This is a genomic window from Brevundimonas sp. GW460-12-10-14-LB2, assembly GCF_001636925.1.
In the GTDB taxonomy this organism is placed as follows: Bacteria; Pseudomonadota; Alphaproteobacteria; order Caulobacterales; family Caulobacteraceae; genus Brevundimonas; species Brevundimonas vesicularis.
Map to the genome: position 1 here is coordinate 2,676,890 of NZ_CP015511.1, position 21,613 is coordinate 2,698,502.

General features: G+C 67.3%; 17 protein-coding genes. 13 read left to right on the plus strand and 4 right to left on the minus strand.

Annotated elements, in window-relative coordinates:
- Positions 1-90 precede the first annotated feature (90 nt).
- The 3 genes from A4249_RS13275 to A4249_RS13285 all read right to left on the minus strand — a co-directional run bounded on the left by A4249_RS13275 (position 91) and on the right by A4249_RS13285 (position 5,527).
- Positions 91-2,310 carry a prolyl oligopeptidase family serine peptidase gene (locus A4249_RS13275; RefSeq protein WP_066553433.1) on the minus strand — a complete coding sequence of 740 codons (2,220 nt, stop codon included), beginning with the start codon at positions 2,308-2,310 and terminating at the stop codon, positions 91-93.
- 147 nt (positions 2,311-2,457) lie between these two features.
- Positions 2,458-4,632: a prolyl oligopeptidase family serine peptidase gene (locus tag A4249_RS13280; protein ID WP_066553435.1), complete on the minus strand. Its 2,175-nt coding sequence runs from the start codon at positions 4,630-4,632 to the stop codon at positions 2,458-2,460.
- 100 nt (positions 4,633-4,732) lie between these two features.
- The gene (locus A4249_RS13285) at positions 4,733-5,527 is read right to left on the minus strand and encodes a potassium channel family protein (protein WP_066553436.1); all 795 of its coding nucleotides are present in this window, start codon (positions 5,525-5,527) and stop codon (positions 4,733-4,735) included.
- 40 nt (positions 5,528-5,567) lie between these two features.
- Between A4249_RS13285 and dapF the strand changes: the two genes are divergently transcribed.
- The 5 genes from dapF (at position 5,568) to A4249_RS13310 (ending at position 10,966) form a co-directional block, all read left to right on the plus strand.
- Positions 5,568-6,398 carry a diaminopimelate epimerase gene (dapF, locus tag A4249_RS13290; protein ID WP_066555209.1) on the plus strand — a complete coding sequence of 277 codons (831 nt, stop codon included), beginning with the start codon at positions 5,568-5,570 and terminating at the stop codon, positions 6,396-6,398.
- Between the two features lie 133 nt (positions 6,399-6,531).
- On the plus strand, positions 6,532-8,862 hold the full coding sequence (locus A4249_RS13295) for an NADP-dependent malic enzyme (RefSeq protein ID WP_066553438.1): 2,331 nt from the start codon (positions 6,532-6,534) through the stop codon (positions 8,860-8,862).
- Positions 8,859-9,731 carry a 16S rRNA (cytidine(1402)-2'-O)-methyltransferase gene (gene rsmI, locus A4249_RS13300; protein ID WP_197458392.1) on the plus strand — a complete coding sequence of 291 codons (873 nt, stop codon included), beginning with the start codon at positions 8,859-8,861 and terminating at the stop codon, positions 9,729-9,731. Before A4249_RS13295 ends, rsmI begins: the two co-directional genes overlap by 4 nt.
- Positions 9,728-10,138, plus strand: a complete 411-nt coding sequence (locus A4249_RS13305; RefSeq protein ID WP_066553444.1) for a YraN family protein — start codon at positions 9,728-9,730, stop codon at positions 10,136-10,138. Before rsmI ends, A4249_RS13305 begins: the two co-directional genes overlap by 4 nt.
- A gap of 12 nt (positions 10,139-10,150) precedes the next feature.
- Positions 10,151-10,966 (plus strand): SirB1 family protein, encoded by an 816-nt coding sequence (locus A4249_RS13310; protein ID WP_066553446.1) that lies wholly within the window; start codon positions 10,151-10,153, stop codon positions 10,964-10,966.
- On the opposite strand, the gene A4249_RS13315 is transcribed toward A4249_RS13310, so the two are convergent.
- The gene (locus A4249_RS13315; protein ID WP_066555212.1) at positions 10,963-12,219 is read right to left on the minus strand and encodes a UbiH/UbiF/VisC/COQ6 family ubiquinone biosynthesis hydroxylase; all 1,257 of its coding nucleotides are present in this window, start codon (positions 12,217-12,219) and stop codon (positions 10,963-10,965) included. The two genes, A4249_RS13310 and A4249_RS13315, sit on opposite strands and share 4 nt — an antisense overlap.
- 298 nt (positions 12,220-12,517) lie before the next feature.
- Here A4249_RS13315 and A4249_RS13320 point away from each other — a divergent pair, with 298 nt between their 5' ends.
- From A4249_RS13320 to pnp, 8 genes are all read left to right on the plus strand, one after another.
- Positions 12,518-14,929, plus strand: a complete 2,412-nt coding sequence (locus A4249_RS13320) for an FtsK/SpoIIIE family DNA translocase (RefSeq protein WP_066553449.1) — start codon at positions 12,518-12,520, stop codon at positions 14,927-14,929.
- A gap of 187 nt (positions 14,930-15,116) precedes the next feature.
- Positions 15,117-15,800 carry a LolA family protein gene (locus A4249_RS13325; RefSeq protein ID WP_066553451.1) on the plus strand — a complete coding sequence of 228 codons (684 nt, stop codon included), beginning with the start codon at positions 15,117-15,119 and terminating at the stop codon, positions 15,798-15,800.
- A gap of 71 nt (positions 15,801-15,871) precedes the next feature.
- Positions 15,872-16,423: a hypothetical protein gene (locus A4249_RS13330; RefSeq protein WP_066553452.1), complete on the plus strand. Its 552-nt coding sequence runs from the start codon at positions 15,872-15,874 to the stop codon at positions 16,421-16,423.
- Positions 16,420-17,103, plus strand: a complete 684-nt coding sequence (locus A4249_RS13335; RefSeq protein WP_066553453.1) for a DUF2459 domain-containing protein — start codon at positions 16,420-16,422, stop codon at positions 17,101-17,103. The genes A4249_RS13330 and A4249_RS13335 overlap by 4 nt, the downstream gene beginning before the upstream one ends.
- 65 nt (positions 17,104-17,168) lie before the next feature.
- Positions 17,169-17,624, plus strand: coding sequence for a 30S ribosome-binding factor RbfA (gene rbfA / locus A4249_RS13340; RefSeq protein ID WP_066553454.1), 456 nt, complete (start codon positions 17,169-17,171; stop codon positions 17,622-17,624).
- 145 nt (positions 17,625-17,769) lie between these two features.
- A complete protein-coding gene (gene truB, locus A4249_RS13345) occupies positions 17,770-18,699 on the plus strand; it encodes a tRNA pseudouridine(55) synthase TruB (protein WP_066553456.1) in 930 nt (309 codons plus the stop codon).
- Between the two features lie 80 nt (positions 18,700-18,779).
- Complete coding sequence (gene rpsO / locus A4249_RS13350; protein ID WP_017506665.1) at positions 18,780-19,049, plus strand: 30S ribosomal protein S15; 270 nt, start codon at positions 18,780-18,782, stop codon at positions 19,047-19,049.
- Positions 19,050-19,346: 297 nt separating this feature from the next.
- Positions 19,347-21,581: a polyribonucleotide nucleotidyltransferase gene (gene pnp, locus A4249_RS13355; RefSeq protein ID WP_066553459.1), complete on the plus strand. Its 2,235-nt coding sequence runs from the start codon at positions 19,347-19,349 to the stop codon at positions 21,579-21,581.
- Positions 21,582-21,613 lie beyond the last annotated feature (32 nt).

Here is a 21,613-nt window from a genome sequence, read left to right on the forward strand (position 1 = left end):
AACCCTCGACCTGTCCCGTCGCGCCTCATAATCGCGTGAGCCGATCGGGGCTCAAGCAGCGCGAAGCGCGATAGCCCCAAGGAACCAGCCTCAATCCATCAGCTGTTGCGACAGATAGACATAGTGGCGGGCCCAGCGACGGGCGTTGGCGACCGGGTCGGCGTCGTTGGAGTGACCGCCCGCCGTGTCCTCATAATAGAGGTGGTCATACCCCATATCGTCCAGGCGCGCGGCGAACTTGCGCGCATGGCCGGGGTGGACCCGGTCGTCGCGCGTGTTGGTGGTCAGATAGACGCGCGGATAGGGTTGGCCCGGACGGAGCTGCTGATAAGCGGAGTATTTCGCGATCCACGCGGCTTCTTCCGGGATGCGCGGGTCGCCGTATTCGCCGATCCACGACGCCCCGGCAGGCAGTTCGTGATAGCGCAGCATGTCCACCAGCGGGCTCTCGATCACCGCCGCATTGAACAGTTCGGGGTGCTGGGTGATCGACACCGAGGTCAGGACCCCGCCGTTCGACCGACCATAGATGCCCAGGCGACGCGGGCTGGTGATCCCGCGCTGTTCGAGATCGCGCGCCACGGCGGCGAAGTCGTCGAAGGCCTTCTGACGATCGCCGTCCAGCGCCGCCTGGTGCCAGTCGGGCCCGAACTCGCCCCCGCCGCGGATGTTTGCCTGCACGAAGACGCCGCCGCGCTCCAGCCACAGCTTGCCCATCTCGGGCTTGTAGGCCGGGTTGAGACTGACTTGGAAACCGCCATAGCCAAGCATGACGGTAGGGTTCGACCCGTCCAGCTTCATGTCGCGCGGGCGGGTGACGAAATAGGGGATCTTGGTCCCGTCGGTCGAGGTCGCCTCGAACTGTTCGGTCACGTCGCGCGACGCGTCGAACTTGGCGGGCGCCGACTTCAGCGTGGTCAGGGTCGCGGCGCCCGCATCGGCCAGGCTTAGGGTTGGCGGAACGAGGAAGCCCTGGGTCGAGACGAAGACCTCGCCGCGTGATTTGGACGAGTCGCCGAGACCGACCGCGAGGTTGTCGGGGACCGTGATGTCCTGACGGCTCCAGCCGCGCTCGCCGTTCGAACGGAAAACGCCAGCACGTCCACGCACATTGTCCGTGTAGGAAACGACCACGCGATCCGACAGAACGCGAACGTCGCCTACAGCCTGACGCGCGTCAGGCGAGAAGATCAGCGGCGCGGCGTTGCTGACAACCGTCTCGCCGTCGGCCCGCGCCTGCAGCACCTCCAACGGCATCGACAGCAGGTCGCCGCCCTTGAACGCCGTCCCGCCGGTCAGGCTCCAGTTCTCTTCCGGCGAGAAGATCAGGGCGTCGTTCAGGACGCCATAGACCGAGACGCGGGCGGGCAGCCTAAGCTGGGTCGTCTTGCCGTCGTGCGCCAACTGCCATGTCTCGGACCGGAAGGTGTCCAGCGGACGGGTGATGATGACGGCCGTCACCTTGCCGTCCTTGGCGCGATAGACGGCGGGGCTCACGCCGTATCCGCCGTCGCCCTGTTCGCCGCGATAGACCTCGGTCGCCTGGGCCAGGGTCTGGCCGCGCTTCAGCGTCTTGACGATGAAGGGATAGCCGGACTCCGTCATGGTGCCCGCGCCGAAATCGGTGGCGACCAGAAGCGTGTCGCGGTCCAGCCATTCGATGCGGTGCTTGCCCTCGAGCAGGTTGAAACCGCCGTCCACGAACGACTTCGTCGTCAGGTCGAACTCGCGCACGACCACCGCATCCTTGCCGCCGTCGGACAGATTGATCAGGCAGCGGGTGTCGTCCGGCGCCAGGCAGTCGGCGCCCTTGAACACCCAGTCCTTGCCCTCGGCCTTGGACAGGGCGTCGATGTCCAGCAGGGTCTCCCACTGCGGCGTCGCGGTCCGGTAGCTGTCCAGTGTCGTGCGTCGCCAGACGCCCTTGGGATTGGTCGCGTCCTGCCAAAAGTTGCCGATGCCGTCGCCCAGGAAGGATGGGCTGGGGATGCGGTCGGTGGCGGTCAGGATCGCCTGGGCCTCGGCGCGGAAGGTCTCGTAGCGCGGATCGCCGGTCAGGGCGGCCAGGGACTTGCGGTTCTCCTCGGCCACGAAGGCCATCGCCTCGGCCCCGTCCACCTGCTCCAGCGCCAGATGATCGTCCGCCGCCGCGACGCCCGCCGGGGTCAGGTCGCGGGGGAAGTGGGGCGGCGCTTCACGCGGGATCATGACTGGGGGGTCGTTGTACTCTGCGTATTGCTGGGCAGACACAGAACTACAAGCACCCAGCAAAAGGGCCGGAATGGCGGCGGACAGGATCAGGTGACGCATTGGAAAACTCCGCAAACTGATCCTCCCCCATCGGGGGAGGGGGACCGCCGCAGGCGGTGGAGGGGGCTGGACCCAAAAATGGTGCGCGGGTTGGCCCCTCCACCACTTCGTGGTTCCCCTCCCCCGATGGGGGAGGATTGATCAGGACTATTCCTGCGCCGGCGTGTCCATCAGACGGCGCGACAGATAGGTGTATTCTAGCGCCAGACGACGCGCGGTTTCGCGCAGGTTCGCCCCGGCCGCATGGCCGCCATCGACGTTTTCATAGAAGAGCACCGGATAGCCCAGCTCCTCAAGCCGTGCCGCCGCCTTGCGGGCATGGCCCGGATGGACGCGGTCGTCCTTGGTCGAGGTATGAATGAAGACCTCGGGGTAGGGCTGGCCCGCACGCAGGTTCTGATACGGCGAATATTGCTGAATCCAGGCGCGCTGCTCGGGGATGTCCGGGTTGCCGTATTCGCCGATCCACGAGGCTCCGGCCAGCAACTTGTGGAAGCGCAGCATGTCGAACAGCGGCACCTGGATGACGGCGGCGTTGATCAGGTCGGGTCGCTGGGTCAGCATCGCCCCCATGAACAGCCCGCCCTGCGAGCCGCCCATGATGCCCAGCTTGGGCTGGCTGGTGATGTCGCGGGCGATCAGGTCCAAGGCCACGGCCTGGAAGTCCTCGTGCGCGCGCTGGCGGTTCTGTTGCAGGGCCGCCTCGTGCCAGCGCGGTCCGAACTCGCCGCCGCCGCGCGTATTGGCGATAACGTAAACGCCGCCCCGCTCCAGCCAAAGCTTGCCGACCGTCGCCGAATAGCCGGGCAGCAGCGAGCTCTCGAACCCGCCGTAGCCGTACAGCAGCGTGGGGTTGGAGCCGTCCAGCGGCATGTCCGCCTTATGCACCACGAAATAGGGGATCATGGTCCCGTCGGCCGAGCGGGCCTCGTGCTGATCGACCGTCATGCCGGCGGCGTCGAACTTGGCCGGCATCGACTTGACCTGATCGACCGCGCCGGTCGCCGCATCGGCCAGCCACAGGCTGGAGGGGTTCAGATAGCCGGTGACGCTGACAAAGACCTTATCGTCCTTCTCCGAGGCCGAACCGACGCCGACCGAGACGTTCTGGGGCAGGTCCAGCGTCGTGTGCGCCCATTCGCCCTGACCGGGGGTGTAAACCCGCACCGCACCGCGCACATTGTCGTACAGGGCCACGACCAGCCTGTTGCGCGTGACGTTGACGCCCTCGATGGCCTGACGCTCGGTCGGACGCAGCACCAGCTGAGCCGGGGTCGCTTGGTCGGCCAGCCAGGCCTCCAGCGGCCAGGCGATCAGGTCGCCGGTTTTGAAATCCTGACCCGACGGCGCGGTCCAGTCCTGTTTCAGCGACACCAGAAGCTGGCCTTGGACCAGGCCGGTGATGTCGGACTTGGCCGGCAGCTGAAGCTGCGTCAGGGCACCGTCGTCACCCAGGCGCCAGGTCTCGGACGAATAGAAGTCCACCGAACGGTTGATCAGCGTCGCCTTCACCACCCCGTCGGCGTCGCGCAGCGTATAGCCGGACACCGAAACGTCGGTCGGCTGGCCGGTGAACAGGGTCTCGGCCTGGTCCGGCGTCTGGCCTCGCTTCATCCGCTTGACCACCATCGGATAGCCCGAATTGGTCAGGGTGCCGGGACCGAAGTCGCGCGAGATCATCAGGGTGTCCTTATCGATCCAGGATGCGCCGCCCTTGGATTCCGGCAGGGTGATGCCGCCGTCGACGAACTTGCGCTCGACCGTGTCGAACTCGCGCAGGGTCACGGCGTCCTTGCCGCCGTTCGACAGGCTGATCAGGCAATAGCGCTCTTCGGGCTGCAGGCAGGTCGAGCCTTTGTAGACCCAGTTCTGGCCCTCGGCCGCCGCCAGGGCGTCGATGTCGAGGATGGTCTGCCACTCGGGCGTGGCGGTGCGATAGCTGTCCAGCGTCGTGCGACGCCACAGACCGCGCACATGCTGGGCATCCTGCCAGAAGTTGTCGATATGGCCGTCGTGGGTGAAGCCAGGCGACGGGATGCGGTCCTGGGCCTGGACGATCTCCAGCGCCTGCTGGTGCAGGGTCTCGTAATGCGGATCGCCCTGCAGGACGGCGAAGGTGCGTTCGTTGTGGGCCTTGACCCACTCCATCGCCCGCTCGCCCTCAACCTCTTCGAGCCACAGATAGGGGTCGGTCGCGTCGCTGGTCGCGAAACCGCCAGATGCGGGAGCGGGTGAGGAGGCGGGGGTCTGGGCCATGGATACCGAGGTCAGGCTGGTGGAGGCGAGAAGCGTCGCAAGCGCGACGGCGGAAGCACGGATCATGGACAGGTCCCCGAAAACGAAGCCGGCACCTTAACGACGCCTTCCCGTGCGGCAAGCCGTGCGATCTTACCGTTTTGTCACACCGGCGGGACGCGCCGCCTCATCCCTCGTCGGGAATGCAAAGCAGATTGCCGCACGCCTTGCAGTGGACGGCGTCAGGGTCGTGGTTCTGCAGGCCGCAGCGATCGCAGGGGAAATGAACCTTGTGCGGTCGGATCAGGGCCTGGGCCAGGCGCAGGAACAGGGTGATGCCGACCAGCATGACGGCGATGGACAACAACCGCCCCCACGGCCCCGGCAGGGTGACGTCTCCAAATCCGGTCGTCGTCAGAGTGGCCACCGTGAAATACAGCGCATCGACATAGCCGGCGATGCCGTCATGCCCCCTGAACGTCGCATAGACGAAGCCGGTCGCCACGAAGACGAAGGTGATCAGATTGGCCAGGGCGCGGGCGATCCCTTCAACCCGCGTATCGTCGAACCGCGCCCCCACGGTGCGCCAGAAGAAGTCCGAGTTCAGCAGGGTCCACAGCCGCAACATCCGCAGGAAGCCGAGATTGAACAGCCAGGCCGGAAACAGCAGGGTCGCCAGCACGAACAGGTCGACCCAGACGATCGGCCGCTTCAGCCAATCCTTGATGTTCGCATAGGCATAGGCCCGCGCGGCCAGATCCAGAGCCAGAATGGCGGCGATGAAATAGTCCAGCGCATAGAAGGCCCAGCCCATGTTCTTCAGGATGGGCGCCGCAAGGAAAAAGCCGATGATCGCCAGGTCGATCACGATGACGGTCAAGCGGAACTTCACCGCCGCCGGCTGACTGCCATGATACAGGTATCGCAGCCGGGCGCGCAGTCGCAGGCTGTTGTCCTTGGGGTCGGTTTCGGTCTGGGACACGCTGGTTTCCGCGACGCTGGGTTGGGCCTATATGGCCTGCATGACCCGTCCTTTCGTCAAGATGAACGGCGCCGGCAATGACTTCGTCGTCGTCAATGCGCTGGAACAGCCGTTCGCTCCCGGCGAGGACCAGATTCGTGCGCTGGGCGACCGGCAGACGGGCGAGGGCTTCGATCAGCTGATCGCCATCGAACCGTCGGACACGGCCGACGCCTTCATGCGGGTGTGGAACGCCGATGGATCGATGGTGGAGACCTGCGGCAACGCCCTGCGCTGCGTCGGCTGGCTGTTGATGCAGGCGAACGGATCAGACCGCGTCGTCATCGACACGGCGGGCGGCCCGACCACCGCCACCCGCGCCGGTGACCACCGTGTGACTGTAGACATGGGCAAGCCTCGCCTGGACTGGACCCAGGTGCCGCTGGCCGAAGAGATGGACACGCGCGGGATCGAGCTTCAGGTCGGGCCGATGGACGCGCCGATCCTGCATACGCCGGGCGCCGTCTCCATGGGCAATCCGCACGTGGTCTTCTTCACCGACCGCCAGGACGACGGCTTCGTCACCGGATCCGGCTCGCTGGTCGAGCATCACCCGCTGTTCCCGCAAGGGGTCAATGTCGGCTTCGCCAATGTGCTGGACCGCGATCACATCCGCCTGCGGGTGTGGGAGCGGGGCGCCGGCCTGACCAAGGCCTGCGGCACCGGGGCCTGCGCCGCCCTGGTCGCCACCGCGCGGCGCGGCCTGACCGAACGCAAGGCGACGGTTGTCGTCGATGGCGGCGAACTGGTCATCGACTGGGATGCGGAAACCGATCACGTCCTGATGACCGGGCCGGTCGAGATCGAACGGACGGGCGTGCTGTCGATCTGACGGCGTTGACGCTGACGCGCAGGTAAGGCTCCGGGCCGATTGCGCAGGCTTCCTCCGCGTCAAGGGTTGGCGCGGCCCGTCCCAGCCTCTAGGACACGAACGGTTACAGCCACGCCGACGCCCTGGACGACCGATGCCCGATCAGACCGAAAAGCAAACCTTCTCAGACGACGAAGCGCTGGACTTCCACCGCATCCCGACGCCGGGCAAGATTTCCATGGCGCCGACCAAGCCGATGGCGACCCAGCGCGATCTGTCGCTGGCCTATTCCCCAGGCGTGGCCGTGCCGGTCCTGGCCATCGCCGCCGATGCGGACAAGGCCTACGACTACACCTCAAAGGGCAACCTGGTCGCCGTCATCTCGAACGGCACCGCGATCCTGGGCCTGGGCAACCTGGGTCACATGGCCTCCAAGCCGGTCATGGAGGGCAAGTCGGTCCTGTTCAAACGGTTCGCCGACGTCGACAGCTTCGACGTCGAGGTGAAAACCACCGATCCGGACGAGTTCATCACGGTCGTCAAGAACATCGGCGACACCTGGGGCGGCATCAATCTGGAGGACATCAAGTCCCCCGAATGCTTCGTCATCGAAAGCGAGCTTCAGGATCTGCTGGACATCCCCGTCTTCCATGACGACCAGCACGGCACCGCCATCATCTCGACCGCCGGCCTGATCAACGCCGTTCATATCGCCGGCAAGAAGCTGGACGAGATCAAGGTCGTTCTGGCCGGCGCCGGGGCGGCGGGCCTGTCCTCCATCGCCCTGATGAAGGCCGCGGGCGTCAAGGCCGAGAACACCGTGATCTGCGACCGCGACGGGGTCGTCTACAAGGGTCGCGACCACGGCATGGACCAGTGGAAGGCCGCCCACGCGACCGACACGCCCCTGCGGACCCTGGCCGAGGCCATGGTCGGCGCCGACGTGGTGCTGGGCCTGTCGGCCAAGGGCGCGATCACCAAGGAGATGGTCGCCTCGATGGCGCCCAATCCGATCATCTTCGCCATGGCCAACCCCGACCCCGAGATCACGCCCGAGGACGTCAAGTCTGTGCGTTCGGACGCCATCATCGCCACGGGCCGCTCGGACTATGTGAACCAGGTCAACAACGTCCTGGCCTTCCCCTATCTGTTCCGGGGCGCGCTGGACGTGCGGGCGCGCCGCGTGAACCACGAGATGAAGATCGCCTGCGCCCAGGCTCTGGCCGCCCTGGCGCGCGAGGACGTGCCGGACGAGGTCGCCGCCGCCTATCGCGGACGCAAGCTGAAGTTCGGGCCGGACTACATCATCCCGACGCCCTTCGATCCGCGCCTGATCTGGTACATACCGCCCTTCATCGCCCAGGCGGCGATGGACACCGGCGTGGCCCGCGTCCAGATCGAGGATATGGACGCCTATCGCCACGCGCTGCGTTCGCGCGTCGATCCGTCCGCCGCCCTGATGCAGAAGATCAGCTCGGCCGTGCGCGGCGGGCCGAACAAGCGCGTCGTCTTCGCCGAGGGCGAGGAGCCGGCCGTCATTCGCGCCGCCTGGGGCTTCAAACAGGCCGACCTGGGCACGCCGATCCTGGTGGGCCGCGAGGATCTGATCCGTCAGAACGCGGCCGAGGCCGGTCTGAACTTCGACGAGCTGGGCATCGAGATCACCAACGCCCGCGTCTCCGACCACAATGTCGAGGACACCGACTGGCTGTACGAAAAGCTTCAGCGCCGGGGTTATCTGCGCCGCGACGTGCAGCGGATGATCAATCAGGACCGCAACTATTTCGCCGCCACCCTGGTCGCCAAGGGCCGGGCCGACGCCATGGTCGCGGGCGTGACTCGCAACTTCAACATGGCGTTGAAGGAGGTCCAGCGCGTGCTGGATGTGGACGACACCCTGATCGGCCTGTCGATCCTGCTGGCCAAGGGTCGCACCCTGTTTGTCGCCGACACCACCATCCACGAGCTGCCGAACGCCGAGGAGTTGGCCGACATCGCCGTCAAGGCGGCCGATACGGTCAGGAAGCTGGGTCGCAATCCGCGCGTGGCTTTCCTGTCCTATTCCACCTTCGGAAACCCGCCCGGCGACCGCGCCGAGAAGGTGCGTGAGGCGATCCGCATCCTGGACAAGAAGGGCGTCGATTTCGAATACGAAGGCGAAATGCCGCCGGAAGTCGCGCTGGATCCCAAGGGGCATTCGGCCTACGCCTTCAACCGCCTTACCAAGCCGGCCAACGTCCTGGTCATGCCCGCCATCCATTCGGCCGCCATCTCGACCAAACTGGTTCAGGCCCTGGGCGGCGCGACCGTGATCGGACCGTTGCTGGTCGGTCTGGAGAAGCCGGTGCAGATCGTCAGCTTGGGCGCCTCGGTCAGCGAGATCATCACCGCCGCCACCTTCGCCGCCTATGACGCCGGTCCCGCCTTCCAAGGCTCGGGCCTGACCTCGGCGCCGCGTCCCCCCGCGGCCGTGGTCGAGCGTTGAGCGAACCCTCGCCCTTTCCCCCCGCCGCCCCGCCGCCCCGGCGGGTGGAGCCGGGCCTCTATCTGGTCGCCACCCCGATCGGCAACCTGCGCGACATGACGCTGAGGGCGCTGGACGTGCTGGCCGCCGCCGATCTGGTGCTGGCGGAGGACACCCGCGTCACCGCCAAACTGCTGAGCGCCTATGGACTGAAGGCCAGGCTGGAACGCTGCGACGATCATGCGTCCGGCCGCGCGGCCGAACAGGCAATCGAACGGTTGCGTGAGGGGCAAGTCGTGGCCCTGGTTTCGGATGCGGGCACGCCTCTGGTCAGCGACCCCGGCTTCGTCGTCGCCCGCGCAGTGATCGCCGAGGGCCTGCCCGTCCATCCGATCCCCGGCGCCTCAAGTCTGTTGGCCGCCCTGTGCATCGCCGGCCTGCCGGCCGATCGGGTGCTTTTCGCCGGCTTCCTGCCGCCCAAGACGGCCGGCCGCACCGCCGCGTTGGAAGCCTTGAAGAGTCAGCGCCAGACCCTGGTCTTCTTCGAAAGCGGGCCGCGTCTGAAGGACAGTTTGACCGACATGACCGCCGTGCTGGGCCCGCGACCCGCCGCTGTCGCCCGCGAACTGACCAAACTCTATGAAGAATGTGTGCGCGGGACGCTGGACGACTTGGCCGTCGATCCCCGTCTGGACAGTCCAAAGGGTGAGATCGTCGTGGTCGTCGGCCCCGGCGAAGAGGTCCAGGCGACCGAGGCCGACGCGGACGCCGCCCTCATCGACGCCCTTCAGACCCTGTCCACCGGCGACGCCGCCTCCGAGGTAGCCAAGGCCCTGGGGCTGAACCGAAAGACCCTGTATCGCCGGGCGCTGGAGCTGAAGGGCAAGTGAAGCGCCTATCTCGTCCCGCGCCGGTCCGTCGCCCCAAGGCGGCGTGGCGTCAGGCGAAGGGCGGGACGGCGTTCAAGTCCGGTCACGCCGCCGAATGGATCGCGGCCTTCTGGCTGATCCTGCGCGGCTACCGCGTTCTCGGCTTCCGTCTGAAAAGCCGGGCCGGCGAGATCGATCTGCTGGTCTGTCGCGGTCGGGTGTTGGCGGTCGTCGAGGTCAAACGCCGCGCGACGATGGAGGCGGCCCTCCTGGCGCTGAAGCCGGTCCAATACGATCGACTGGTCGCAGCGGGCGAGGCGATCCGACGCAATCGGCCGGGTCTGAAACGTCTGGATTTGAGAATTGATATGGTGGCGCTGGCTCCTTGGCGCGTTCCACGTCATCTTCGCGGCGTCGAGAGGCGCTGACGAGGGGATCGCATGACGCGCGAGGAGGCCGAGGCCGTCCTGACCGCCGCCGGTCAGGCCGAAGACGACGCCTTCCCCCTGCTGGAGGCGGCGATCGCCTGCGCCATCCATGATCATCCGTTGCGTGATCCCGAGCCTGTGCGCGCGCTGGCCCGCAACGCCTGCGAGCGGCTGAAGGAGCGGATCGGCGGCGAAGGCCCCGACGAGGCCCTGGCCGAAACCCTGTGCGCCGACCTGCGGCTGAACGGCGACCTGATCCATTACGACCATCCCGACAACACCGACATCATCGCAGTCGCCGAGCGGCGGCGCGGCCTGTCCGCCGTGCTGGCGGTCTTCTATCTGCACGCGGCGCGCGCGGCCGGCATCACGGCGGCCGGCGTCGATTTTCCCGGCCATTTCATGGTGCGCGTCGAGACGCCGGAAGGTCCCGTCGCCCTGGACCCGTTCAGCCAGGGGCGGTTGATCCTGCCCAGCGAACTGACCCGGCGCGCCCTTCGCGCCGGTCTGATGCCGCACGTCGCGGATCGGCTGGATATCCTGATGGCGCCGGTGACGGATCGTCAGTCGCTGATCCGGCTGCAGAACGTGCTGTTCAGCCGCGCCATTCGCGGTCGGGATTATGAAGGCGCGGAGCGGTCGGCCCTGCGTCGTGCCCTGCTGGACCCCGAGGACCACCGGCCGTGGCTCGATGTCGCCTCGGCGCGCGAGAAGCAGGGGGCGCTCGCGGGCTCTCTGCACGCCTTGGCGCGGGCTCAGGGTCTGGACGGCGTCGAGGAGGCGCGGCGGTTCACGACCTTCGAACGCGTGCGGATGCAGTTGAACTAGACGACGGCCTCGCCGCGCAGCAGGCGAGGCAAGTCGCCTGTCGCGCCGCCCGCCTCCTGCATGAAGGCGCGGCGCAGAGGGCCGATGCGGTTGACGGCCGCCATGCCCAGGTCGCGCGCCAAACGCACCGGCGCGATGTCGTTCGAGAACAGACGTACGAAGGCGTCGAAACCCGCCGCCAAGGCCGCATTGTCGAACCGACGCCAACGCGCATAGCGCTCCAGAACGGTTTCCGACCCGATGTCCTCGCCCAGGCGCGCGGCCTCGGCCAGGACCTCGGCCAGAGCCGCCGCGTCCTTCAGCCCCATGTTCAGACCCTGACCGGCGACGGGGTGAACACCGTGCGCCGCATCCCCGATCAGGGCGATGCGCGGCGCGATCAGTTTTTCCGCCAGGCTGAGCGACAGTGGATAGACGAAGCGCGGGCCCTCGACCGTCGCCCCATCCAGAAACTCACCGAACCGCCGCATCAGATGGGCGTGGAAGGCGTCGTCCGAGGCGTCCCGCAACGCCTCGCCCCGCCGCGTCGTCTCGGTCCAGACCAGGCTGGCGCGCTGATCGGTCAGGGGCAGGATGGCGAAGGGTCCGCTGGGCAGGAAATATTCGTGGGCGACATTGCCGTGGTCGCGACCCAGCCGCACCGTGGCCACCACGCCGCTCTGGCCATACCCCCAGCCGACGGTCTCGATGCCGGCCGCCCGACGCACGGTCGAGCCTCGCCCCTCGGCGCCGACAACCAGGGGCGCGATCAGGGTCGATCCATCGGCCAGGGTCACGGTCGCCTTGCCCGCATCGGTCGCGACGCTGGCGACAGAAGCCGGGGCCCGCACCGCGATCCCCGCGCGCGTCACCGCCTCGGCCAGGGCCGCACGGATGCGACGGTTCTCGACCATGTATCCCAGCGGCTCGCCCCCGGTGCGCCCGCCGATTTCGTCGGCGTCGAAGCGCAGGAAGGCGGGCGAGGCGGACCGGCTGGCCGCGCCCGGCCGACGCCCGTCCGTCACCAGAATATGGTCCATCCGGCAGGCGTGGGGACGCAGGGTTTCGCCCAAGCCCAGCGCGTCCAGCATGCGGAAGGTCGAAAAGGCGACGGCGGTCGAACGCCCGTCGAAGGTCGGCGCCAACTGGTCGCTGAAAGGCTGCGGATCGACCATCACGACCTTCAACTGCGCTTGCGCCGCCGCCAGGGCGAAGGCCGCCCCGGTCAGCCCCGCGCCGGCGATGACGATGTCGTAGCGTTCGGTATCAGCCATGGAAGGCTTGTCGCGCCGTCGCGGCCAAAGGTCCAGAGGGCGAAACGCCCACATAGTCTCCTCCCCATTTCATGGGGAGGTGGCGCGGCGCGGCTTCGCGTCGTGACGGAGGGGTTCTTTGCCGCATCGCAGATGTCTATGGGGCTTCAAGAACCCCTCCACCGCTTCGCGGTCCCCCTCCCCGCAAAGCGGGGAGGAGACAAAACGCCGTCGCAAAGCCAAGCTGGTAAACAGCCCCTTAACCCTGTGGGTGCGACAAAGGCGGCCGAACGTCAGCCGCAGGAAGGTTCGATCCTTCATGTCCACCGCCCTCGTCATCGGCCGTCAGGCCTGGATCAGCGCCCGCATCCTGTGGGACGCGCCGTTCGTGGTGCGGTTCAGGGGGGTCTTGCAGGCCCTGCTGGCGACCCTGCTGCTGGTCGCCCTGGTGTCGTGGAATCCGGCGGACGCCAGTCTGAATGCCGCTTCCAGCCTGCCGACGACCAACTGGCTTGGGACGAACGGGGCCCTGTTCGCCGACCTGTTCATGCAATCGCTGGGCCTTGCGGCCTGGCCCGCCGCCCTGCTGCTGGTCGCCTTCGGCCTGGCGCGCGCGGTCGGTGATGCGATCCAGCAAAGGCTCAAGCCCACGCCGTTGAAAGCTCTGGCCGCGACCGGCGGGGTGCTGCTGCTGTCCAGCGCGCTCGCCGCCCTGGCCGCGCCCGCCGCCTGGCCGCTCGCCGCCGGTCTGGGCGGTCTGTGGGGCGATGCGGTGACAGGCCTGGCGGCGCGCGGTCTCGGCGCCCTGCATATCCCCGGCGGCCGCATAATCGCGGGCCTCGTCTTCCTGATCTTCGGGCTGTGGCTGGTCGGTTTCGCCATCGGCCTGCGCGCCATGGATTTTCTGGACGCCCTGCACTGGGGCAAGTCGCTGCGCGCACCCGCGCCGCCTCAGCCGAAGCCCCAGGCCGCCCGCGAAAAGGCGCCCGCCAAGGCCCGAGCGCCCCGCGCCGCCCCACCGGAAGAGGCGCCGCTGGCCCCGACCTATGCAGAAGAGCCGCCTCAGACCGCCTATGACGACCTGCCGCCGTGGGAGGACGACGCCGTCCAGCCCGCGCCCCGCCCCTCGGCCGCCCGCCCGGTCGAGCCGCGCGTCGCCGCGGTTAAGGCCCCCAAGGCCCGCAAGGACGACGTGGACCAACAGGCCTTCGACTTCGTGCGGCCCGAGGGCGATTTCGACCTGCCGCCGCTCGGCATCCTGACCAAGCCGGCCCAGCGCGTCGGTTCGGTGGACGAGGACTCGCTGAAGCAGAACGCCAAGATGCTGGAAGGCGTGCTGCAGGAGTTCGGCGTGCGCGGCGTGATCGACCAGATCCGCCCGGGCCCGGTCGTCACCCTGTACGAACTGGTGCCCGCGCCGGGCGTGAAGCATGGCCGCGTGGTCGCCTTGGCCGACGATATCGCCCGGTCGATGTCCGCCCGCGCCTGTCGCATCTCGGTGGTCCAAGGCCGAAACGCAATCGGCATCGAACTGCCCAACGCCAAGCGCGAGACCGTCTATCTGCGCGACCTTCTGGCCAGCGCCGAATACGACAAGAAGGGCCACCTGCTGCCCCTGGCGCTTGGCGAGACCATTGGCGGCGAGCCCTATGTGGCCGACTTGGCGCGGATGCCTCACCTGCTGATCGCGGGCACCACCGGCTCCGGCAAGTCGGTCGGGGTCAACGCCATGATCCTGTCGATCCTGTATCGCCACAGCCCGGCCGAGTGCCGCTTCATCATGATCGACCCCAAGATGCTGGAGCTGTCGGTCTATGACGGCATCCCGCACCTGCTGGCGCCGGTCGTCACCGATCCGAAGAAGGCCGTCGTCGCCCTGAAATGGACGGTGCGCGAGATGGAGGATCGCTATCGCCGCATGTCCAAGCTGGGGGTGCGCAACATCGCCAGCTACAACGAGCGCGCCCGCGAGGCCCAGGCCAAGGGCGAGCATTTCGAACGCACGGTCCAGACCGGCTTCGACGACCAGGGCCGCCCGGTCTATGAGTCCGAGAAGATCCGCCCCGAACCCCTGCCCTTCCTGGTCGTGGTCATGGACGAAATGGCCGACCTGATGCTGGTCGCCGGCAAGGACGTGGAAGGCGCCGTTCAGCGCCTGGCCCAGATGGCCCGCGCCGCCGGCATCCACCTGATCATGGCGACCCAGCGCCCGTCGGTGGACGTCATCACCGGCACCATCAAGGCCAACTTCCCCACCCGCATCTCCTTCCAGGTCACGTCCAAGATCGACAGCCGCACCATCCTGGGCGAACAGGGCGGCGAACAACTGCTGGGCCAGGGCGACATGCTCTACATGGCCGGCGGCGGGCGGATCACCCGCCTGCACGGCCCGTTCGTCGACGACAAGGAAGTCGAGGACGTCTGCAAACACCTGAAAGCCCAGGCCGAGCCCGACTATCTGGATCTGATCACCGACGAGCCCGACGGCGACGGCGACAACGGTTTCGACGAAAGCGGCGGCGGAGGCTCGGGCGACGACCTGTACGATCGCGCCGTCGCCGTGGTCACCCGCGACCGCAAGGCCTCGACCAGCTACGTCCAGCGTCGACTGCAGATCGGCTACAACCGCGCCGCTTCTCTGATCGAGCGAATGGAGCAGGAAGGCGTGGTCAGCCCCGCCAACCACGCGGGCAAGCGCGACGTCCTGGCCGGCCCGCCGCCGATGGTGTGACGAAAATCGAGGAACGGCTGCGGCTCGGAGCCGTTGTCTGACCCGCTATCGCGTCCAAGCTTCAGCATTTCGATGAACAGGGCTTCATCGCAGCGCCGGAATATGGTCAGGCTCGCGTCATTCCGACGCCAAGCCGACCGGGCAAGACGGCAGGATCGACAACCATCCCGAACGGGAGACGAACTTCATGACCTCGCGCACCAAGACTCTGGCCTTGCCGGCCGCCGATCTGCACCGCCGCAGCCTGCTGCTGGGCGCCGGCCTGACGACCGGCCTGATCGCGCTGGGCGCCTTCGACGCCGCCCACGCCCAGTCCAACCTGTCGGCCGAGGATCGCGCCGTGGTGCAGCAGGCGCAGGGCTATCTTCAGGCCCTGACCTCGGCGCAAGGGACCTTCACCGAAACGGGTCCGAACGGCCAGACGCGCCAGGGCCGCTTCTATCTGCAGCGTCCGGGCAAGATGCGGTTCGAATACACCAACCCGGCCGGTCTGCTGGTGGTGTCGGACGGCTATAACGTCAAACGCTACGACCCGCGTCTGAACAGCTTCCAGCAGGTGCCGCTGGGTCGCACCCCGCTGTCCACCTTCCTGGCGCGCAATGTGCGGCTGGACCAGGGCGTGCGCATCGAGCGCGTGACGCGGATGGCCTCGGGCGCCTTCGCCATCACGGCGCGGGATTCCAACCGCCCGAACGACGGTCAGGTCGTGCTGGCCTTCGCCGGCAATCCGATGCGTCTGCAAGAGTGGACCATCACCGATCCTCAGGGCGCCCGCACCCGGACCCAGCTGACGTCGCTGCAACCTGCGTCCGGCCTGTCGGCGCGCCTGTTCCAGCTCAGCGACCCGACCCGTCGTCCCGGCCGCAACTAAGGCCGTTCAGTCTAGAGTGTTCTTGGGGGCGGGTGACCATTCCTCAACCCCTGTTCCCCTAGATTGGCCGCATGAGCGCGACCGCCCCGCCATCCGGCGTCCCATCGCTGAAATGGATCGCGGCGGTCGGCGCGGGCGCCTTTGCTCTGTTCATGCTGGGCGCCTTGGTGGTCGAGCCGGCTCTAAATCGCCTGATCGCGCCGACCGACGCCTCCGTCGGACCTCGCGTGTCCGTACAGGTCGAGGTCGGGGAAGTCGTGCTGTCCGGGCGCTACGTCGCGGCCAAGTCCTCCATGGCGCTGGACGTGGACGGCGGCGCGCTGAGCACGACCACGGGCGGCCGCCTGACTTCGGCGCCGCATCGGCTGGTTCAGGCGGATCAGCAGGCCAGCGTCTCCAAGAGGTTCACCGACGCCATGGCCGTGCCGCCGACGGCCCAGATCGAGGTGCGGCGCGTCACGGCTGACGAAGACACGCGGCTGTGCGCCGGTCATCCCGTCGGATGGCTGGCCTTGGCCGTGCGGCGCGACGGCTTCGTCCTGATGCCGGTGCGACAGGGGCCGCCGCCGGGCGCCCTGCTGGCCGACGACCGCCTGTGCGCCGTGCTGGACCTCAGCCGATGATGCGAGCCCTGGCGCTGGCGGCGTTGGCCGGACTGGTCGCCGCGCTTCTGACCTGGACCCGGCCGGGTGCGACGGGTGGGACGGCGACAGACCCTGTCGTCATTCAGGTGCTCGACAACGGCTTTCACACCGATATCGCCGTACCGCGCGCGGCGCTTGAACGTCGCGGCGGTCCTCTGGCCCATGCGGTTGAGGCTTTGGCGCCGGGCGACTGGATCCTGATCGGCTGGGGCGATGCGAAATTCTACGTCGATCAGCGCCCGATTTCGGATCGGTTGCCGGACGGGGCGCGCGCGTTCCTGCATCCCGGCAATCGATCGGTGCTGATGCTGGCCCCTCGACGTGACGATCCGCGCCGGACCTATGGCGAAGACAGCGCCGCCCTGACCCTGAGCCGCGCCCGGTTCGAGCGTCTGGCCGCGCGGGTCGAGGCCTCGCTGGATCTGTCGAACGGCCGGCCGCACATCGCAGCCCTACGGCCCGGCGACGACGCGCGCTTCTTCGCTAGCCGCGAGACCTTCTCCGTCCTGCATCTGTGCAATCACTGGACGGCCGGCGTGCTGAACGCCGGCGGCGTGGCCATTCGTCCGGTGCCGGCCATCGCCTCGGGCGAGGTGATGCGTTCGGTTCGGGCCGCCGAACGGGCGCGAAAACTGGACAGACCCCCGCTGCGGGACTAGACCGCCCGACTTTCGCCTATCCGGCCGGGTCCGATCCCCAGCGGGCGAACAAGAAGGAGAGGCCGATGGCCCACAAGCAACACACCCGCAACGCCTCCGGCCCCGCCGGACCTAGCCAGCGCCAGCTGCGCGCCGGCGAGCTGATCCGTCACGCCTTGGTCGACATCCTGCGCGAGGAGGATATCCGAGACGAGGCCCTGGCCGGGGTGTCCATCACTGTGACCGAAGTGCGCCTGTCGCCGGACCTGAAACACGCCACCTGTTTCGTCGAGCCTCTCGGCGCCGGCGTCGAGGCCGCGCCGACCAATGGCCATGAGAGCGAGATCATCAAGGCGCTGAACGTCCACGCCAAATTCGTGCGCGGTCAGCTGGGCCGCCGCCTGGACATGAAGTTCACGCCCGATCTGAAGTTCCGCCACGACGAAAGCTTCGACGCCGCCAGCCACATCGACCGCCTGTTTGACGACCCCCGCGTCCGCGCCGACCTGGAGCGCCGCGACGAAGACGAGGGCGAAGACTGATGCTGGCGATCCTCCCCCGTCCTTCACGGGGGAGGGGGACCGCGCGCAGCGTGGTGGAGGGGGCGACCCCAGACACCGGCCTTGCGTCCGCCCCCTCCACCACTTCGTGGTCCCCCTCCCCCGCTTCGCAGGGGAGGATCTGAGGATGGCCCGCAAGAAGAAGGGCGACATCGTCGATGGCTGGGTCTGCCTGGACAAGCCGTTCGAGATGGGATCGACCGAGGCCGTCAGCCGCATCCGTCGCCTGTTCAACGCCCAGAAGGCCGGTCACGCCGGAACGCTCGACCCCCTGGCCAGCGGCATCCTGCCTATCGCGCTCGGCGAGGCGACCAAGACCGTGCCGATGATGATGGAGGCCCAGAAGGTCTATCGCTTCACCATCAACTGGGGCGTCTCGACCGACAGCGTGGACCGCGAGGGCGAGATCATCGGCCGCTCCGACGTGCGTCCCACGGTCGATCAAGTGAAGGCCGCCCTGCCTGCCTTCGTCGGCGAGATCGACCAGACGCCGCCGCGCTTTTCCGCCATCAAGGTGGACGGCGCCCGAGCCTATGACCTGGCGCGCGACGGCGTCGAGTTCGAGCTCCAGGCCCGGCGCGTGACCATCCATTCCGCCGAGGTCAGCGACGCGCCCGACGCCGACCACGTTGAAATCACAATCCGCACCGGCAAGGGCGTCTATGTCCGCTCGATGGCCCGCGATCTGGCTGCGGTTCTGGGCGCCGAGGGTCATGTCAGCGCCCTGAGACGCGAGCGCGTGGGGCCGTTCAGCACGCAAAACGCCGTCACTCTGGATTCTCTGGAGGAAATGGTGCATAGGGGCGCCGCCTCGGAAGGCTTGCTTGCCGTCGCGACCGCTCTGGACGACATCCCGGAACTGGCCGTGAATGAACAGGACGCCTTCTCGCTTCGGCAGGGACGCCCGATCGTTCTGCTCCCCCGTCAGGTGGAAACCCTCAAGGATCGTCTCACCGGCGGTTCGCGCACGGTTTCAGCCTTTCAGGGCCAGACCCTCGTCGCCCTCTGTCAGTTGCGGGCCGGCCGGCTAGAACCCGACCGCGTTTTCAACCTCTAGGCCCGCGCCATCCGGCAAGGGCCGAGACCCCACGGCCTCAAGTAGCGCGAAGCGCGATAGGCCAAGAAAGGACTCTTACGATGTCGGTTACTGCTGAACGCAAGCACGAGATCATCGCCGATAACGCCCGCTCCGCCGGCGACACCGGCTCGGCCGAGGTTCAGGTCGCGATCCTGTCGGAACGCATCGCCAACCTCACCGAACACTTCAAGACCCACAAGAAGGACAACCACTCGCGTCGTGGCCTTCTGAAGATGGTGTCGCAACGTCGCCGCCTGCTCGACCACCTGAACAAGGTCGACGCCGGTCGCTACCAGGCGCTCATCTCCAAACTGGGCCTGCGCCGCTAAGGCGTCGGATCAGTGTAGAATATGCTTTCGAGGCGCGGGCGGTCACGTCCGCGCCTCGTTGTGCAACTAAGCGCTTCCAGGCCAAGTGGCTGCCGGTTGGCCGCCCGGGAAGCGCGACTACAAGACACGACCTGTGCGCCGCAGGACTTACCGGCGCAGCTGCGAGGGCCATGACGGTCCTCTCCCGGTCGTCGCGATGGCGCGGCGGCCTCTGGATCGAAGGACTGAACGCCGACGCATCCGCCCCATGATGGGACCCCGCACGGAATACGCCGTCCGGGATACGAAAGACGAAATATGTTCGACATCAAACGCAAGACGATCGACTGGGCCGGCCGCCCGCTGACCCTGGAAACGGGCCGCATCGCCCGCCAGGCCGACGGCGCCGTGCTGGCGACCTACGGCGAGACCGTGGTTCTGGCCACCGTCGTCTATGGCCGCGCGCCCAAGCCCGGCCTGGATTTCTTCCCCCTGACGGTCAACTACCAGGAAAAGACCTTCGCCGCCGGCAAGATCCCGGGCGGCTACTTCAAGCGTGAAGGCCGTCCGTCCGAGAAGGAAACCCTGGTTTCCCGCCTTATCGACCGTCCGATCCGCCCGCTGTTCGTCAAGGGCTTCAAGAACGAGACCCAGGTCGTCGTGACCGTGCTGCAGCACGACATGGAAAACGATCCCGACGTTCTGGGCATGGTCGCCGCCTCGGCCGCCCTGACCATCTCGGGCGTGCCCTTCATGGGCCCCATCGGCGCCGCGCGCGTCGGCCTGATCGATGGCGAGCTGGTGCTGAACCCCGCCATCGACCTGATCCCGTCCTCGGACCTCGACCTGGTGGTCGCCGGTACGCAAGACGCCCTGATGATGGTCGAATCCGAAGCCAAGGAGCTGTCGGAAGAGAAGATGCTCGAGGCCCTGATGTTCGCGCATGCGGGCATGCAGCCGGTGATCGACGCCATCATCGAACTGGCTGAACACGCCGCCAAGGAGCCCTTCGACTTCCAGGCCGACGATCACTCCGACGTCGTCGCCTCGATCAAGTCGCTGGTCGGCGAAGACATCAAGAGCGCCTACACCCACGCCGGCAAATACGAGCGCCGTTCGGGCGTCGACGCGGCCAAGAAAGCCGCCGCCGCCAAGCTGGTGAAGACCGACGAGAACCCCGACGGCGTCGACGGTTCCAAGTTCTCGGCCGCCTTCAAGGAGTGCGAAGCCGAAGTCCTGCGTCGCGACATCATCGAGAACGCGCACCGCGTCGACGGCCGCGCCCTCGACAAGGTCCGCGCCATCGTGTCGGAAGTCGGCGTCCTGCCGCGCACCCACGGTTCGGCCCTGTTCACGCGTGGGGAAACCCAGGCCTTGGTCGTCGCCACCCTCGGCACCGGCGAGGACGAGCAGTACATCGACAGCCTGCAGGGCACCTACAAAGAGAACTTCCTGCTGCACTATAACTTCCCCCCCTATTCGGTGGGTGAAGCGGGCCGCATGGGTTCGCCCGGCCGTCGCGAAATCGGTCACGGCAAGCTGGCCTGGCGCGCGATCCGTCCGATGCTCCCGACCAAGGAAGACTTCCCCTACACCATCCGCCTGGTCTCCGAGATCACCGAGTCGAACGGCTCGTCCTCAATGGCCACGGTCTGCGGTTCGTCGCTGGCCCTGATGGACGCCGGCGTGCCGCTGATCCGTCCGGTCTCGGGCATCGCCATGGGCCTGATCCTGGAGCCGTCGGGCGAGTTCGCCATCCTGTCGGACATCCTGGGTGACGAAGACCACCTGGGCGACATGGACTTCAAGGTCGCCGGCACGTCGGAAGGCATCACCAGCCTTCAGATGGACATCAAGGTCGCCGGCATCACCAAGGAGATCATGAAGCAGGCCCTGACGCAGGCTTCGGCCGGTCGCCTGCACATCCTGGACGAGATGTCCAAGGCCATGGATGCGCCGCGCGCCGAACTGGGTGAACACGCGCCCAAGATCGAAACGATCAAGATCCCCGTCGACAAGATCCGTGAAGTCATCGGTTCGGGCGGCAAGGTCATCCGCGAGATCGTCGAGAAGACCGGCGCCAAGATCGACATCGGCGATGACGGCACCATCAAGGTCGCCGCCAACGACCAGGAGAAGATCGACGCTGCCAAGGCCTGGATCCAGTCCATCGCCTCGGAGCCGGAAGTCGGAACCATCTACTCCGGCAAAGTCGTTAAGGTCGTCGACTTCGGCGCCTTTGTGAACTTCTTCGGCGCCAAGGACGGCCTGGTCCACGTGTCCCAGATCGCTCTGGAACGCGTCGCCAACCCGGCCGACGTCCTGTCGGAAGGCCAAGAGGTGAAGGTCAAGTTCCTGGGCTTCGACGATCGCGGCAAGACCAAGCTGTCGATGAAGGTCGTCGATCAGGCCACGGGTGAAGACCTGACGGCCAAGATCAACGCCGAGCGCGCCGAGCGCGGCGAAGAGCCCCTGTCGGAAGACACCGGCGGTCGTCCGAAACGTGACGGCGGGGATCGCGGTGGCGATCGCGGACGTCGTCGTCGCGACTAAGCGACCTCGCATCCAAGACTGATGAGGCCCGG

Coding starts and splice junctions, on each gene's coding strand:
- A4249_RS13275 (WP_066553433.1), bottom strand. CDS start 2,310: ATGCGTCACCTGATCCTGTCCGCCGCCATTCCGGCCCTTTTGCTGGGT.
- A4249_RS13280 (WP_066553435.1), bottom strand. CDS start 4,632: ATGATCCGTGCTTCCGCCGTCGCGCTTGCGACGCTTCTCGCCTCCACC.
- dapF (WP_066555209.1), top strand. CDS start 5,568: ATGACCCGTCCTTTCGTCAAGATGAACGGCGCCGGCAATGACTTCGTC.
- A4249_RS13295 (WP_066553438.1), top strand. CDS start 6,532: ATGCCCGATCAGACCGAAAAGCAAACCTTCTCAGACGACGAAGCGCTG.
- A4249_RS13310 (WP_066553446.1), top strand. CDS start 10,151: ATGACGCGCGAGGAGGCCGAGGCCGTCCTGACCGCCGCCGGTCAGGCC.
- A4249_RS13315 (WP_066555212.1), bottom strand. CDS start 12,219: ATGGCTGATACCGAACGCTACGACATCGTCATCGCCGGCGCGGGGCTG.
- A4249_RS13320 (WP_066553449.1), top strand. CDS start 12,518: ATGTCCACCGCCCTCGTCATCGGCCGTCAGGCCTGGATCAGCGCCCGC.
- A4249_RS13325 (WP_066553451.1), top strand. CDS start 15,117: ATGACCTCGCGCACCAAGACTCTGGCCTTGCCGGCCGCCGATCTGCAC.
- A4249_RS13330 (WP_066553452.1), top strand. CDS start 15,872: ATGAGCGCGACCGCCCCGCCATCCGGCGTCCCATCGCTGAAATGGATC.
- A4249_RS13335 (WP_066553453.1), top strand. CDS start 16,420: ATGATGCGAGCCCTGGCGCTGGCGGCGTTGGCCGGACTGGTCGCCGCG.
- rbfA (WP_066553454.1), top strand. CDS start 17,169: ATGGCCCACAAGCAACACACCCGCAACGCCTCCGGCCCCGCCGGACCT.
- truB (WP_066553456.1), top strand. CDS start 17,770: ATGGCCCGCAAGAAGAAGGGCGACATCGTCGATGGCTGGGTCTGCCTG.
- rpsO (WP_017506665.1), top strand. CDS start 18,780: ATGTCGGTTACTGCTGAACGCAAGCACGAGATCATCGCCGATAACGCC.
- pnp (WP_066553459.1), top strand. CDS start 19,347: ATGTTCGACATCAAACGCAAGACGATCGACTGGGCCGGCCGCCCGCTG.